The following is a 14,921-nucleotide window of genomic DNA, read 5'->3' as shown; positions in this document are numbered from 1 at the left end:
ACGCGCGAAGGCGCGACGCGAACCTGCGGCAAACTAGACAAGTTGGGGCGTTGGGGAAAGCGGCGGCTTACTCGCCGAACACGGACCAGCGCATGGCCTTGGCCAATTCTTCCAGTGCCTGGGTGCCCAGCACCGAATTGCCCTGCGGGTCGAGGCCCGGCGACCAGACGCAGATGGATGCCTTGTTGGGCGCCACCAGGAGAATGCCGCCGCCCACCCCGCTCTTGCCGGGAAGGCCGACGCGGAAGGCGAAGTCGCCGGAGCCGTCATAATGGCCGCAGGTGAGCATCAGCGCATTGATGCGACGCGCCCGCTCGGCGGAAATGACACGGATGCCCGAGCCCGGCAGGCGGCCGGAAAAGGCAAGGTAGCGCCCGGCCATCGCCATCTGGCGGCAGGACATGGCGATGGAGCAATGGTGGAAATAAACGCCCAGCGCATGGTCCACCGGGTTTTCCAACACCCCGAAGGCCCGCATGTAATTGGCGAGCGCGGTGTTGAGAAAGCCGGTCTGCTTTTCCGAGCGCGCCACGTGCTGGTCCATGGCGATGCTGTCGTCCTCGGACACGAAGCGGATGAAGCGCAGGATCTCGCCCAGCACCTCGCGCGGCTGGTGGCCGGCCAGCAGCACGTCGGTGACCGCGATGGCGCCGGCATTGATGAAGGGATTGCGGGGCTTGCCCTTCTCATATTCCAGCTGGACGATGGAGTTGAACGGGTGGCCCGACGGCTCCCGCCCCACCTTGTTCCACAGAGCGTCGCCCACCTTGCCGAGGGCCAGCGTCAGGGTGAAGACCTTGGAGATGGACTGAATGGAGAAATGGGTGTCGGCATCCCCGCCCACATGCATCTCGCCTTCCGCCGTCACCACCGCGATGCCGAACTGGTCGGGTGAGACCTTGGCCAGCTCGGGGATATAGCTCGCCACCTTGCCGCGCTCCTTGCGGAGCGACATGCGGGCGGCGATGTCCTGGACGACGGTTCCGATGTCGGGCAAAGCGGTCCTCGGGAAGTTTTGGCTGACACCTGGATCATAGCCGGATTAAAGCCCGGCACGAGCCCAATGGCGCAGCACTGATCCGCCCGCCTTGCATATGCGTTAATCGCCTACCGCGGCCGCGCGCAGGTCGGTCCCGGTTCGCGAGGTGTCATGCCGTCTCCCGCTTTGCATTGGTTCCGAACGGATCTCCGCCTCTCCGACAATCCCGCCTTGACCGAGGCCGCCCGCGCGGGACGCCCGGTGGTCGGCCTGTTCGTGCTGGATGAGGAGAGCGCCGGCCTTCGACCGCTGGGCGGTGCCGCCCGCTGGTGGCTCGCCCAATCGCTGCGGGCGCTGGCGGCGGACCTTTCCGCCCGCGGGGTTCCCCTGGTGCTGCGCCGAGGGCGGGCGGGCGAAGTGGTGCCGGCGGTGATGGCGGAGCTGAAAGCCGAGGCGCTGACCTTCGATGCCCGTCCCGGCGCGGCCGAGCACGCCATCGACACCCAAGTTGCCGAGGCGGTTCGCTCCCTTGAGGCCGAGGTGAAGGTCTTCAACGGGCACTTGCTGCATCCGCCGGGGACGGTGTCCACCCAGGCCGGGACCTTGCCGCGCACCTTCTCTTCCTTTCAGCGGGCCGCCTTGAAGGAGCGGCGGCTGCGGGCGCCCCTGCCCGTTCCCGAGCCCCTCACCGGATGGTCCGGCGAGATCAAGGGCGATTCCCTCGACACCTGGGGCCTGGAGCCCACATCGCCCGACTGGGCCGCCGGACTGCGCGCCACCTGGACCTGCGGGGAGGCGGCGGCGCAGGCGCGTCTGGATTCCTTCGTCTCTGAGGGGCTTAAGGGCTATGCAGAAGGCCGCGACGTGCCTTCAGCCGAGCATGTGTCACGCCTCTCTCCCGCTCTGCGCTTCGGGGAAATCTCACCTCGACAAGTGCGCGCGGTGGCGCGCCACGCGGAGGAAGCGGGGGCGGTGTCCGCACGGGACGCGGACAAGTTCGAATCGGAACTATACTGGCGGGAATTTGCCCATCACCTGCTCGCCGCCGAGCCGGACATGGCCGGGCGCAATCTCCAGGCTGCCTTCGACGATTTCCCCTGGCGCCACGCCCCCTCCGAGCTTTCCGCTTGGCAGAAGGGGTTGACCGGCTATCCCATTGTCGATGCCGGCATGCGCCAGCTCTGGCAGACCGGATGGATGCACAACCGGGTGCGCATGGTGGTGGCTTCCTTCTTGTCGAAGCACCTGCTGATCGACTGGCGACACGGTGAAGCGTGGTTCTGGGACACGCTGGTGGATGCCTGCCCCGCCAACAACCCGGCCAGCTGGCAATGGGTGGCGGGATCAGGGGTCGATGCCGCACCCTATTTCCGGGTGTTCAATCCGGTACTTCAGGGCGAGAAGTTCGACCCCAATGGCACCTATGTGCGCACCTATGTCCCGGAATTGGCGCGCATGCCGTCGGCGCTCATCCACAAGCCTTGGACGGGGGATCGCGCGACGTTGGAGCGGGCCGGCGTGAAGCTCGGTGTCACCTATCCCCGCCCGATGGTGGACCATGCCGCCGCCCGCGACCGGGCTTTGGCCGCCTTCGAGAAGATCAAGCGGGCAGCGGGATAAATCACAGAAAACCTTCGGTCTTAGCGACAATGCGCCCGTCGTTTCTGTTGGATTTCGCCTTTCTTCACGCGCACCATGGGGGTAATGAGCAAGGACGGCAGATGCCCTCCCCTGGCCGGCAGGGCGGCGCGGCACTGGCGATGACGTCCGGCGTGCGAGAGGTTGGTGCCATGAACATTCGCAACGGGCTGGTGGACTCCATCGGCAACACCCCCCTGATCCGCCTCAAGCGGGCCTCCGAGGAGACCGGCTGCGAGATCCTGGGCAAGGCTGAATTCCTCAATCCCGGACAATCGGTGAAGGATCGCGCGGCGCTGGGCATCATCCGCGACGCCATCGACAAGGGCACGCTGGAGCCCGGCGGCGTGATCGTTGAAGGCACGGCAGGCAACACAGGCATTGGCCTTGCGCTGGTGGCGGCACCCTTCGGGTTCAAGACCGTCATCGTCATTCCCGAGACTCAGTCCCAGGAAAAGAAGGACATGCTGAGGCTCGCCGGCGCCACTCTGGTGGAGGTGCCGGCCGTTCCCTATTCCAATCCGAACAATTACGTGAAGGTCTCCGGCCGCCTCGCCGAAGCGCTCGCCAAGACCGAGCCGCACGGCGCCGTCTGGGCCAACCAGTTCGACAATGTGGCCAACCGGCAGGCCCATATCGACACGACCGGTCCGGAAATCTGGGACCAGACCGACGGCAAGGTGGACGGCTTCGTCTGCGCGGTCGGCACGGGCGGGACCTTCGCCGGCATCGGCATGGCCCTCAAGGCGCGCAACCCCAATGTCAAGATCGCCCTCGCCGACCCCATGGGTGCGGCGCTTTATTCCTACTACACGACAGGTCAGTTGAAGTCCGAAGGCTCCTCCATCACGGAAGGCATCGGCCAGGGCCGCATCACCGCCAATCTGGAAGGCGCACCCCTGGACTTCGCCTATCAGATCCCCGACGAGGAGGCGGTGCCGATCGTCTTCGACCTTCTGGAGCACGAGGGCCTGTGCCTGGGCGGTTCGTCGGGCATCAACGTGGCCGGAGCCATCCGCCTCGCGCGGGAACTGGGGCCGGGGCATACCATCGTCACCATTCTCTGTGACTACGGCACGCGCTATCAGTCCAAGCTGTTCAACCCGGACTTCCTGCGGTCCAAATCCTTGCCGGTTCCCGGCTGGCTGGAGCGCAAGGCCGAGGTTCCCAACGTCCTCGTCTGAAGGACGCGTCCAAACGCCCGATTGAGAAGGCCCACCATGTCGATCTTCGTCACCACCGAATGGCTCGCGGACAATCTGAACGCCCCCGATCTCGTGATCGTGGATGCGTCCTGGTACCTGCCCAATGCGCAGCGCGACGGCAAGGCCGAGTTCCTGGAGCGTCACATTCCCGGCGCCGTCTTCTTCGACCTGGATGGCATCTCCGACCACAGCACCGATCTGCCCCACATGCTGCCCGAGCCGCGCGACTTCGCGACCGCTGTCGGCGCGCTCGGCATCGGCGATGGCGTGCGGATCGTCGTCTATGACACGGTCGGCCTGTTCTCGGCGCCGCGCGTGTGGTGGACCTTCCGGGCCTTCGGCGCGCAGGATGTGAAGATCCTGGAAGGCGGCCTCACCAAATGGATGGCCGAGGACCGCCCGCTGGATCAGGGCGCCGCAACCCGCAAGCCGGCGGTCTTCACCTCCCGGCTCGACCGCTCGGTGGTGGCTGACATCGCCCATATCGAGAAGGCCATCGGCACCCCGACCCAAATCCTGGACGCCCGCGCCGCCGCCCGTTTCACCGGCGAGGCGCCGGAGCCCCGGCCGAACCTGTCCTCGGGCCACATCCCCGGGAGCTTGAACCTGCCCTCCTCGAACCTGGTGCAGGATGGCAAGCTGGTGCCGCCGGATGTGGTGCGCAAGGAATTGGAGGCGGCGGGGGTCGACCTCTCCCGTCCCGTCATCACCTCGTGCGGCTCGGGCGTGTCGGCGGCGATCCTGTGGATCGCGCTGGAGAGCGTCGGCAAGCGCCCGCAGGCGCTCTATGACGGCTCCTGGACCGAATGGGCCTCCAGCGGCAAGCCGATCGAAAAGAGCGCCTGATCGCGCGCCCGGTCTCTGCGCTCACAACAGGCCGAGGGACCGCAATTCCTTCTGCAGCGCCTCTGGCAAATCGGGGGCGCTGCGGGCCGCATCGAGATCGGCCGGCGCATCGGCTGCCTTCAGGTAGCGCCAGCCCTGGAACGGGCGCGAGGGCCGCGGCACCACGCGCACCACCTGCGGATCCAGCACCAGCCGGCAGCGGCGGATACCTTCCCCGTCCACGAACGGGCGGATGTCCAAAAGCGCCTGACGGCACAAGACCTCGCCCTTGATGACCCAATAGAGCGATCCGCCCGCCTTGAGCTCGTCGGGGCGGGACGGCACCATGCGCGTGGTGTGATACTGCTCCACCGGCTCGCCGCGCGCTTCCTTCTCGGCGAGGCGCTCGGCGATCCAGTCGGTGAGGTCCTCGACCGACTCCGCGCCCACGCACAATTTGATGAGATGGAGCGGTGCGCTCATGCCTTTGGGGCCTGTTGCGGCGCCGGAAAGCGCTTGACCAGGGGCCAGTCCACCTCGTCCGCCGGAACCGACCAGGTCTCCGTGAGCGCGGCATCCCGCCAGGCGATGAAGTGGGGATAGTCATGGATGGCGGCCACATAGTCCGCCACCTCCGGCGCCATGGGCACGTCATAGGTGCGCAGGCGCGTGGCGAGCGGGGCGAACATGGCATCCGCGGCGCTGAAGCGGCCGAACAGGAACGGCCCGTCCTTGCCGAACCGCGTCCGCGCCGTGGTCCAGATTTCTGTGACGCGGGCAAGATCAGCCTCGACGCCCTCGTTCAATGCCCGCGGCTCCGGCGGGCGCCACAGATTCATGGGAAGGTGACGGCGCAGATGCGCGAAGCCGGCATGCATCTCGGCGGCGATTGACCGAGCCATGGCGCGGGCGGACCGATCCGTGGGCCAGAAGGGGCGATCAGGATAACGCTCGGCCACATGCTCGATAATGGCCAGCGATTCCCAGATCTTGTCTTCGCCATCTACGAGGACCGGCACCCGCCCGGCGGCGCCGAGCCCTGGCACGGTCTGGCGAAACTGATCGCTGTCGAGAAGCAGCAACTGCTCCTCGAAATCCAGGTCGGCAGCCTTCATGGCCAGCCAGGGCCGCATGGACCAGGAGGAATAATTCTTGCTGCCGATGATCAAAGTGAGTGTCATGTGCCCCTCCCTGCGATCCGTCGCGAACCGCCCGGCGCGTCCCACCTTACAGCAGGGCGCCGGCCAAGCTCATACGAACCGCGCGCCGCCCACAGGCGAAGCGACGGCTCCCCACCATCGAGGGAGGCATCAGGAAAGGGAAAACCGCGCAGGCCTCACCGGCCTGCGACGAGGGTCGGCTCAAAACCGCCAAAAAGATAGACGAGGCAGATGGCGACGAGGAAAACGGCGATCATCCGACGTGCAAAGCACCAGCAGGAGCGATCGGTCGAGGTTGTCATGATGACAAGGATACCCTTGGGTGTCTTGGTTGGACGTGTTGGTCTGATTACGTGGCGCTGACGCGGCCGCCGCAGCGCCACGTGCATGATGCACTGCGCAAACGCGTTAATTAATGAATTGTTCATCAAACTGCAATGGCGATCGTTGTGCAATGCACAGCCTCATGCAAGCCCCGCCCGTATGGAGCGACTCGCCCTGCGGCGTTTCTTCCATGCGGTCGCGACCGGGACCGGGCCACAGGCCGGCAATGAGGGCTCGAGCCTTGCGCGCAGCCGCCTGTGATGCCAGACGGAGCGCATGAGCATGCCTGACGCAGACACCAGCCGCGCGCCCCTTCCCGCCGAGGATGAGGTGAGCCGCACCCTCCTGGCTCTCGCCGCCGAAAGCGGAGAGACCGGCACCATCTCCCCCACGCAGGTGGCGCAAGCCCTTTTGCCGCCGGACCAGTGGCAGCGGGCCTTGCCCCTCGTGCGCCGGGTCGCGGTGGCCCTTGCCCGCGAAGGCCGCCTCATGATCTTCCGAAAAGGCAAGCCGGTGGATCCGGAAGAGTTCCGGGGCGTCTATCGACTGGGGCTGCCCCGCAACGACTGAGGCTGCATCGCCATCACGGCGCGGGGAAAAGTGCCGTCGTACGACCTGTCAGATAGTAGGCCGCCAGGCCCACCCATTCCTTGGTCGCCAGATCAGTCAGGTCCAATCCTTGGGCGGCCCGCAGAAACGGCGTGCCAAGGCCATCCGGGCCAATGGTGCGATAGTCGACCGGGCTGGCAATCACGGGGAAGCCGACGGCGCGAAAGGCGCCGACCGCCCGGGGCATGTGGAAGGCCGAGGTGACGAGGAGCCATCGCGCGCCGGGCTTCGGCTCGATCATGGCGCGCACGAAGCTCGCATTTTCCGCCGTGTTCCGGGAGCGTCCCTCATAGAGCACCCGATCGGGATCCACGCCCACGTCCTTCAGCGCCGCGCGGATGGCCCGCGCCTCCATGGGCGCGCTCTCCCCCAGCTCGCCGGAGCCGCCGGAAAAAACCAGCTGCGCCTCCGGGTAAACCCGCGACAAGGCGCTGAAGACGATTACCCGTTCGCCCGCATCGTTCACCGCCGGCACATTGCGCGTAAGCGCGATGTCCGGCACCTCCGACCCGCCCAGCAGGATGATGCCATCCACGGGCTTCCCGTCGGGCACGAAAGGCGGGAATCGCTCCTCGAGCGGAGAGACGAGGTAGTTGGCGAGCGGCGAGAAGCCCGCCACCACCTGCCCTCCAATCCCGAGCGCCAAGGCCAGGATGGCCGGCCGCCACACCCCCACCAGCAGCATGACGAAGCCGATGGCGGAGAGCAGGAGTAAAAGGTTCGAGGGGACCGCGAGGGTCCAAAGGATTTTCGATAACGTGAAGAAATCGTCCACGTGCCTCTCCCTACCCCGCGCCCCGGCTTAGACATTCGGGACAGGGAGGGAAAGGGGCGGACAGCAACCTCAGCCTTCCATCACCTCAGATAGTGTGGCCGCGACAGGATATTTTCTGGCCTTGTCGCGGCCTGGAGGTAAAAAGGTCACGCGGTCTTGTCGAACAGTTCGCGTCCGATCAGCATGCGGCGAATCTCGCTGGTGCCCGCGCCGATCTCGTAGAGCTTGGCGTCGCGCAGCAGGCGGCCGGTGGGATAGTCGTTGATATAGCCGTTGCCCCCCAAGGTCTGGATCGCCTCCAGCGCCATCCAGGTGGCCTTTTCGGCGGCAAAGAGGATGGCGCCGGCCGCGTCCTCCCGGGTGGTGGCGCCACGGTCGCAGGCGCGGGCCACCGCATAGACATAGGCGCGCACCGCATTCATGGTCACATACATGTCGGCGATCTTGCCCTGCATCAGCTGGAAGGTGCCGATGGGCTGGCCGAACTGCTTGCGCTCATGGACATAGGGGAGCACCACATCCATGCAGGCCTGCATGATGCCCACCGGGCCGGCGGCGAGGACGGCGCGCTCATAGTCGAGACCGGACATGAGGACGTTGACCCCACGGCCCACCTCGCCGAGCACGTTCTCCTCCGGCACCTCGCAATCCTCGAACACCAGCTCGCCCGTATCGGAGCCGCGCATGCCCAGCTTGTCCAGCTTCTGCGCCGTGGAGAAGCCCTTGAAGCCCTTCTCGATCAGGAAGGCCGTCATGCCGCGCGGGCCGGCATTGGGATCGGTCTTGGCATAGACAACCAGGGTCTCGGCGATGGGACCATTGGTGATCCACATCTTGGAGCCGTTGAGAATGTACCGGTCGCCCTTCTTTTCGGCGCGGGTGCGCATGGACACCACGTCTGAGCCGGCGCCCGGCTCCGACATGGCGAGCGCGCCCACATGCTCGCCGGAAATGAGCTTGGGGAGATAGCGGGCCTTCTGATCGGCGGACCCGTTGCGCCGGATCTGGTTCACGCACAGGTTGGAATGGGCGCCATAGGACAGGCCCACCGAGGCGGAGGCGCGGCTGATTTCCTCCATGGCGATGACGTGCTCGAGATAGCCGAGCCCCGATCCGCCATATTCCTCCTCGACCGTAATCCCCAGCAGTCCGAGATCGCCGAGCTGCGGCCACAGGTCCCGGGGGAACTGGTTGGTCTTGTCGATCTCGTCGGCGCGCGGGGCGATCTTGTCATCGGCGAAGGCGCGCACCGTGTCGCGCAGCATGTCGGCGGTCTCGCCGAGGTCGAAGTCGAAGCCACGATGGGAGTTGGACAACATGAGCGATCTCCTCCAGCCCCTCGACCATTTTGCGCGGCGACGCCTGCGGCGGGTTCCACTGCCCGGGGCGCGACAAAAATAAAACGAATGGCCGTTTATTCAACCTGAATATGCAGGTGGTCAGGTTTGCGGCGTTCAGGAAACGGCATCGGTTCCGGACGGCGGATCGACGAGGCGACGTTGGGCGCCGGCCTGCGGCGGCTGGATATCCTGCGCCGCCAGCATGGCGCGGGCAACCCCGATGGCCAAGGGCGGAGCGAACAGATAGCCCTGCGCCTGCTGGGCCCCGAAGGCACGCAGGAACCGCAATTGCTCCCGCGTCTCCACACCTTCGGCAGTGAGCACGATCCCCAGCGCACGGCCAAGGCGCACCACATATTCCACGATGGAGGCCGCGTCCCGGTCCACCCCCAGGTTGGAAATGAACGACCTGTCGATCTTGATCTTGGTGACCGGCACGTGACGCACATGGATGAGGGAGGCGTGCCCCGTGCCAAAGTCATCGAGCGCAATCCGCACCCCCGCCTCCCGGAGGCGGAGGAGCGCGGGGCCCGTATGACCCGTGGTCTGGAACAGGGCGCTCTCCGTGATTTCGATTTCCAGCCGCGTCGGATCGAAGGCTTCCTCCTGGAGAATCTCCAGGATCCGGTCGGCCAGATCGATCTGGCGCAGGCTCACCGCGGACATGTTGACCGCGATGGACACGCCTGGCAGGTCGCGCCCCAGCCGGCACGCCTCCCGCAGGACCCAGCGATCAAGACTGGGCATGAGCCGCGTGCGCTCGGCCACGGGCACGAAGGCCTCCGGCAGCAGCAGGCCCCGTACCGGGTGCTGCCATCGAACCAGCGCCTCAAACCCCACGATCCGTTCGCCCTCGACCTCTATGATGGGCTGGAACATCAGCAGCAATTGACCACGGGCGATGGCGTTTTCCAGCTCCTGCTCGACAGAGCGGCGGTTGCGGACCTCCACTTCCAACTGCTTCTCGAAGACCCGGAAGATCCCCCGTCCCTCCTCCTTGGCCCGGTAGAGGGCAATGTCGGCAAGTCGCATCAACTCGCGCGCCTCGGTGGCATGCTCGGGCGCGAACGCCATGCCGATGGAGGCGCCGACGCTCAGCCCGTGGCCTTCGGCGTCAAAGGGGACCTGCACCGCCTCCAGGAGGCGGGGGGCCAAGTCGAAGGCTTTCTGGATGCCGTCTGGCGTCAGGTACACCACGAACTCGTCGCCGCCGAACCGCGCCGTCAGGCCGTCGGACCCGAGGCAGTCGCGAATGTTCTCGGCCACATGCCGCAGAAGGTCATCGCCGACAGAGTGGCCCAGTGTGTCGTTGATGTCCTTGAAGCCGTCGAGGTCGATGAAGAGAAGGGCGAGGCTCTCCCCCTCCTTCAGTCCGTCCACCTGACGCGTCAGTTCGCCGATGAAATGGCCCCGATTGTGAAGGCCGGTCAGGTAGTCCCGCGAGGCGAGCGCGCGGGCGCGGGCTTCGCTGGAGGCAAGCGCCCGGCTATAGCGTCGGGCACGGACCAGCAGGGTGACGCAGATTGCCAGCAGCAGCGAGGACAGCAGCGCCACCATGGGCGTCACGCGCTCCAGCGACATCCAGTCGGACCGCTCCGACCGCCACGCCAGCAGCAGTTTGATCATGCCGGTGTCGTTCACCGAGGCCAATGCGATGCCATTCTCGCTCGCCTGCGCCGCGGGCTCGGCGGTGAGGCGCAGGTCCTGGACCCCGACGCGGCTTTCGATCTGGCCAAGGAGGTCCCGGTCCAGCAAGTCCACGGCGATCAGGTATAGGGTATGCGGCCCCGTCTCTCCCGCCGATGACATGCGGCGAACCGTGGCAAGGCCCACCGTGTTACCGTCCACCAGGATCCCTTCCCTGCCGCCTTCGGCAAGTGTGGTTGGCTCGGACGTCAGGCGGCGGAACGTGTTCCGCAGGGCCTCGAAGCTTGCCGGATCGGACACCGGGTCCCCGTCGGAGGTGGCATAAAGCACGGTGCCGCTGCCATCCACGAGGTAGGTGCGCTCATAGGAGTAACGCTGAAACAGGGGGGCCGCCAGGCGGTCGTGGATCTGGTAAGCGGCGTCCCTGCGGGAGACAGCAATGGGTCCTGCTTCCTCGGCCAACAGCGCAAGGGTGCGGTTCATCACCTCCGCATGGTGGTGGAGCGCGGCACGCACTTCTCTTTGCTCGGCACGCAGAGCGCGCCGGTCCCGATCGACCATGACCAGCACCACCAGGGCCAGCAGGCAGACGAGAATGACCGACACCGCTGCCGCGGTGGCGAAAGTAAAGGTGTGGGCTACGGCGCCCGAACGCCTGGGAATTTCAGCCTCCGTAGCGCCGCTGCACGTTTGTGCCTGAATTTCTTTTCTGGCAGCGAGGCCGTATTTGGAGGAGCGACGTCGAATGCGCAAGGGCAACTTGCGCCTCGGCGTGAATATTAACCTTTTGCAAACCAGAGCGAAGCAAATCCGAGAAAGGTAAAGAAACCAACGCTGTCCGTTACGGTTGTGACGAACACGCCCGATGCAACCGCCGGATCCAGTTTCAAGCGTTGGATTGTCAGCGGAACCAGAATGCCGAACAGCCCGGCCGCCAGCATGTTCACCACCAGCGCGGCGGCAATTACCCCCCCGAGCTGGATGTTTCCGAACCAGGCTGCGGCAATCATGCCGAGGGCCACCGCCAGGATCGCCCCGTTGAGGAGGCCCACCAAGACCTCGCGGGTCACCACGCGCCGGGCATTATGGCTTCCCAGGTCCTTGGTCGCGAGGGCGCGCACAGCCACAGTCATGGTCTGGTTCGCGGCGTTGCCGCCCATGGAGGCCACGATGGGCATGAGGATGGCCAGCGCCACCATCTGCTCAATGGTGGCCGAGAACAGGCCGATGATGAAGGCGGAGAGGAAAGCGGTGCCAAGGTTGATCACCAGCCAGGGAAGGCGGCTGCGGGCGGTGTAGGGAACCGTGTCGGACAGCTCCTCGTCGCTGCCGACGCCGGCCATGGCGCGCAGGTCCTCGTCGGCCTCCTCCTGGATCACGTCCACCACGTCGTCGATGGTCATGACCCCCACGAGGCGACCCGCATCATCGACCACGGGGGCCGAAACCAGATTGTAGTGCTCGAACATGCGGGCGACGTCTTCCTGGTCGTCGCTCGCCTTCACCACATGACGCTGCTCGTTCTTGACCGCCGTGAGCAAGGTCGGGCGGCGGGTGCGCAACAGACGGTCCAGCGCCACCGCCCCGATGAGGCGGTAGCCGGGATCCACCACGAACACCTCGTAGAACGTCTCCGGCAAGTCCGTCGTGTCGCGCAGATAGTCGATGGTGCGGCCGACCGTCCAGAAGGGCGGCACGGCGATGAACTCGGTCTGCATGCGCCGGCCGGCGCTCTCCTCCGGATAGTCCAGAGAGCGCTGCAGCGCGACCCGCTCAGGGGCGGGAATGTATTTCAGGATGTCGGCTTTTTCGTCTTCCTCGAGATCCTCGAGGATGTAGACCGCGTCGTCCGAATCCAGGTCACGGATACCCTCGGCCACCGTCCAGGGCTTGAGCGCCTGGAGGATCTGGACACGCATGGTCTCGTCGAGTTCAGTCAGGGCGGTGAAGTCGAAATCCCGCCCCAGCAGTTCGATGAGCTGCGGGCGCTGCTCTGGATCGAGCGCCTCGATGAGGTCGCCGAGATCGGCCTCATGCAGGCCGGCCAGATCTTGCTTGAGCGTGCCCCGGTCCATCTCCGCGATGGCGGCGGACACTTTTGAGGTGAATTCAGGAAGGAGAGCCCCCTCCTCATCGCGGACAGCGGGGGCGACCTTGTCGTCGATGGCGGGATCGTGCTCGCGCATCCCCTCCCCTTTCCGCGCTGGAACTCAGAACGCTTCGCAACTGCTCGTCTTACTAGTGCGGCAAGCTGCCATAGGGAAGCGCCAACCGGCGGCATTCCACCCGGTCCTGATCTTTGCACGACAGGCTTGCTTCTCCCTGTGCAACGGCCCGGCCTCGCCCAAGGTTCCGGCCCGCGCCCGGGAAAAAGTGTGCGATGCAGCAAGGCCCGGTGCTGCGCAGCTTTTCGGGGCTGTCGCCGCGCATTAAGAAGGGCCATGCACAAGAAGCGCTCTCGTCCGCTGTTCGCCCTGGCCCGCTGCCTTTTTCCAGGCCTCGTCGGCTTGTGCCTGCTGACACTTACATATCCCGCAGCCGCCGCGGATTGCGGGCCGGACGCTCTCGGCACCGCCCGCGTGCTTGAAGTGCCGGCAGGCGTGCGGGTGGGCACCAAATCCTTCCCGCAAACCCTGCCCCTTGCGCCCAAGGAGGTGGTGCTCACTTTCGATGACGGCCCCTGGCCTGGCACCACGGCCACCGTGCTGGACGCCTTGAAGGCGGAGTGCGTGCGCGCCACCTTCTTCGTCATCGGCCAGAATGCCCAGGCCCGGCCAGCCTTGACGCGGCGGATCGTCGCCGAGGGCCATACCCTCGCCCACCACACCATGACCCATCCGGCCGCGACCCTCGCGCACATTCCCTATGAAGCGGCGGTGGGGGAGATCGAAAAGGGCATCGCGGCGGACGAGAAGGCCGCTTACGGCACCTCGAGCGGAACCCCGCGCGTGCCCTTCTTCCGCTTTCCGGGCTTTGCCTCGACCCCCCAATTGCTCGCCTATCTGGAAAAACGGGGCATCGCCGTGTTCGGGGCGGACCTTTGGGCCAGTGACTGGAACGTCATGACGCCCGAGCAGGAACTGGACCTGGTGCTCAAACGGCTCGAGGCCTCGAAGGGGGGTATCGTGCTCTTCCACGACACCAAGACCTATACCGCAGCCATGATTCCGTCGTTCTTGCAGGCTTTACGAAAGCTTGGTTATCACATTGTTCATGTGGTTCCAGTCGGTCAGACATCCGCCGGTCACTAAGAGCTTCTCTTGTTGAGCCGCTACCGGAGCCTGCGGCTCTGGGCCCCCTGGACGGGCCCTAAGGGGCGAACTGGAGTGACGGGCATGCGTTCCCTTCTTCTGGCCGGAGCGATGGCGGTGATGGCCGGCGGGGCGCTCGCTGCGGAAAGCTGCCCCAATCCGGATGCGCTCGGCACGTCGCGGGCGGTCACCGTCGATCCCAAGGCCATGCCGCTCCTCGGCACCCTGCAATACAAGCAGACCATCCCGCTCCAGAAGGGCGAGGTGATTCTCACCTTCGACGACGGCCCCCTGCCGCCCTACACCACGCGAGTCCTGGACACGCTGAAGGCGGAGTGCGTGAAGGCCACCTTCTTCATCGTCGGAACGATGGCGCGCGCCCATCCCGCTGTGCTTCAGCGCGTGGTTCAGGACGGCCATTCCATTGGCACCCACAGCCAGACGCACCCGCTCATCTTTCCCAAGCTCACCCAGGAGGCAGGCCTCCAGGAGATCCGCCAGGGCTTTGCCTCAACCGATGCAGGCCTTGCGCCCATTGGCGCCCATTCCGGCCCCTTCTTCCGCTTCCCGGGGCTCGGGCGCACCAAGTTCTATGAGAACTATCTCCAGCAGAACGGCATCTCGGTCTTCAGCGTCGATCTCGTCGCCGACGACTGGATGCACCTGAAGCCGGACGAAGTGATGAAGCGCGCGCTCGACCGCCTGGAGGCACGCGGCTCGGGCATCCTTCTGCTGCACGACATCCAGCCCTCCACGGCCGTGATGCTGCCCACCTTCCTGAAGGAGCTGAAGGCGCGGGGCTTCAAGGTGGTGCATGTGGAGCCGGCGACCACCGCGCCGGTGGCCCTCGCCCCCGGCAAGCCGGCCGCTCCTGCCACCCTCAGCGTGCAGCCCGCGGCGCTCCCCGCCGGTGCTCCCGCGACCACCACGGCCGTGGCCGTGACGCCCGCCAAGCCGGCAGCCGCGCCGCGCCCCGTTCCCGCGCCCCTGCCCCAGCCCGCGTCAGCTCCTGTGGCGGAGGCGGAGCCGGCCCCGAAGAATCCGGTGGAGACCTTCTTCAACCAACTGTGGCCGCGCTTGCTGCCGGACATGACGCCGAAGCCGGACGGCCAGGCCCATGCCACCGGGAGTGGCACGCCGCAGGAATGAGGCAAGCCCGGCGCACCCA

At 66.1% G+C, this 14,921-nt stretch carries 14 protein-coding genes; 6 read left to right on the top strand and 8 right to left on the bottom strand.

Features of this window, described 5'->3' with window-relative positions; all coding sequences use genetic code 11:
* Positions 1 to 67 precede the first annotated feature (67 nt).
* Positions 68 to 997 carry a glutaminase gene (locus PV781_RS00650; RefSeq protein ID WP_209100349.1) on the bottom strand — a complete coding sequence of 310 codons (930 nt, stop codon included), beginning with the start codon at positions 995 to 997 and terminating at the stop codon, positions 68 to 70.
* Positions 998 to 1,150: 153 nt separating this feature from the next.
* Here PV781_RS00650 and PV781_RS00645 point away from each other — a divergent pair, with 153 nt between their 5' ends.
* The 3 genes from PV781_RS00645 to sseA all read left to right on the top strand — a co-directional run bounded on the left by PV781_RS00645 (position 1,151) and on the right by sseA (position 4,668).
* Positions 1,151 to 2,599, top strand: a complete 1,449-nt coding sequence (locus tag PV781_RS00645; RefSeq protein ID WP_274773720.1) for a cryptochrome/photolyase family protein — start codon at positions 1,151 to 1,153, stop codon at positions 2,597 to 2,599.
* Positions 2,600 to 2,769: 170 nt separating this feature from the next.
* Entirely contained in the window at positions 2,770 to 3,801 is a 1,032-nt protein-coding gene (locus PV781_RS00640; protein WP_274773719.1) for a cysteine synthase A, read from the top strand.
* Between the two features lie 36 nt (positions 3,802 to 3,837).
* Positions 3,838 to 4,668: a 3-mercaptopyruvate sulfurtransferase gene (gene sseA, locus PV781_RS00635; RefSeq protein ID WP_274773718.1), complete on the top strand. Its 831-nt coding sequence runs from the start codon at positions 3,838 to 3,840 to the stop codon at positions 4,666 to 4,668.
* Between the two features lie 21 nt (positions 4,669 to 4,689).
* Here sseA and PV781_RS00630 read toward each other — a convergent pair whose 3' ends face one another.
* The 3 genes from PV781_RS00630 to PV781_RS00620 form a co-directional block, all read right to left on the bottom strand.
* Positions 4,690 to 5,130 (bottom strand): DUF1489 family protein, encoded by a 441-nt coding sequence (locus tag PV781_RS00630; RefSeq protein WP_274773717.1) that lies wholly within the window; start codon positions 5,128 to 5,130, stop codon positions 4,690 to 4,692.
* The gene (locus PV781_RS00625; RefSeq protein ID WP_274773716.1) at positions 5,127 to 5,828 is read right to left on the bottom strand and encodes a glutathione S-transferase family protein; all 702 of its coding nucleotides are present in this window, start codon (positions 5,826 to 5,828) and stop codon (positions 5,127 to 5,129) included. Before PV781_RS00625 ends, PV781_RS00630 begins: the two co-directional genes overlap by 4 nt.
* 155 nt (positions 5,829 to 5,983) lie before the next feature.
* A complete protein-coding gene (locus PV781_RS00620; RefSeq protein WP_274773715.1) occupies positions 5,984 to 6,262 on the bottom strand; it encodes a hypothetical protein in 279 nt (92 codons plus the stop codon).
* A 151-nt stretch (positions 6,263 to 6,413) separates the two neighbouring features.
* Here PV781_RS00620 and PV781_RS00615 point away from each other — a divergent pair, with 151 nt between their 5' ends.
* A complete protein-coding gene (locus PV781_RS00615; protein WP_274773714.1) occupies positions 6,414 to 6,701 on the top strand; it encodes a DUF3253 domain-containing protein in 288 nt (95 codons plus the stop codon).
* Between the two features lie 13 nt (positions 6,702 to 6,714).
* Here PV781_RS00615 and PV781_RS00610 read toward each other — a convergent pair whose 3' ends face one another.
* From PV781_RS00610 to mgtE, 4 genes are all read right to left on the bottom strand, one after another.
* Positions 6,715 to 7,515, bottom strand: coding sequence for a YdcF family protein (locus PV781_RS00610; RefSeq protein WP_274773713.1), 801 nt, complete (start codon positions 7,513 to 7,515; stop codon positions 6,715 to 6,717).
* Between the two features lie 146 nt (positions 7,516 to 7,661).
* Positions 7,662 to 8,834 carry an isovaleryl-CoA dehydrogenase gene (locus PV781_RS00605; RefSeq protein WP_274773712.1) on the bottom strand — a complete coding sequence of 391 codons (1,173 nt, stop codon included), beginning with the start codon at positions 8,832 to 8,834 and terminating at the stop codon, positions 7,662 to 7,664.
* 135 nt (positions 8,835 to 8,969) lie between these two features.
* Positions 8,970 to 11,108 carry a putative bifunctional diguanylate cyclase/phosphodiesterase gene (locus PV781_RS00600; RefSeq protein WP_274773711.1) on the bottom strand — a complete coding sequence of 713 codons (2,139 nt, stop codon included), beginning with the start codon at positions 11,106 to 11,108 and terminating at the stop codon, positions 8,970 to 8,972.
* A 173-nt stretch (positions 11,109 to 11,281) separates the two neighbouring features.
* Positions 11,282 to 12,688, bottom strand: a complete 1,407-nt coding sequence (mgtE, locus tag PV781_RS00595) for a magnesium transporter (RefSeq protein WP_274773710.1) — start codon at positions 12,686 to 12,688, stop codon at positions 11,282 to 11,284.
* 255 nt (positions 12,689 to 12,943) lie between these two features.
* Between mgtE and PV781_RS00590 the strand changes: the two genes are divergently transcribed.
* Both PV781_RS00590 and PV781_RS00585 read left to right on the top strand, forming a co-directional pair.
* On the top strand, positions 12,944 to 13,753 hold the full coding sequence (locus PV781_RS00590; protein WP_274773709.1) for a polysaccharide deacetylase family protein: 810 nt from the start codon (positions 12,944 to 12,946) through the stop codon (positions 13,751 to 13,753).
* Between the two features lie 84 nt (positions 13,754 to 13,837).
* Positions 13,838 to 14,902: a polysaccharide deacetylase family protein gene (locus tag PV781_RS00585; protein WP_274773708.1), complete on the top strand. Its 1,065-nt coding sequence runs from the start codon at positions 13,838 to 13,840 to the stop codon at positions 14,900 to 14,902.
* The last annotated feature ends 19 nt before the right edge of the window (positions 14,903 to 14,921 follow it).

Source organism: Aquabacter sediminis (genome assembly GCF_028863665.1).
Lineage (GTDB): Bacteria > Pseudomonadota > Alphaproteobacteria > Rhizobiales > Xanthobacteraceae > L1I39.
This window is presented reverse-complemented; position numbering and strand designations above follow the sequence as displayed.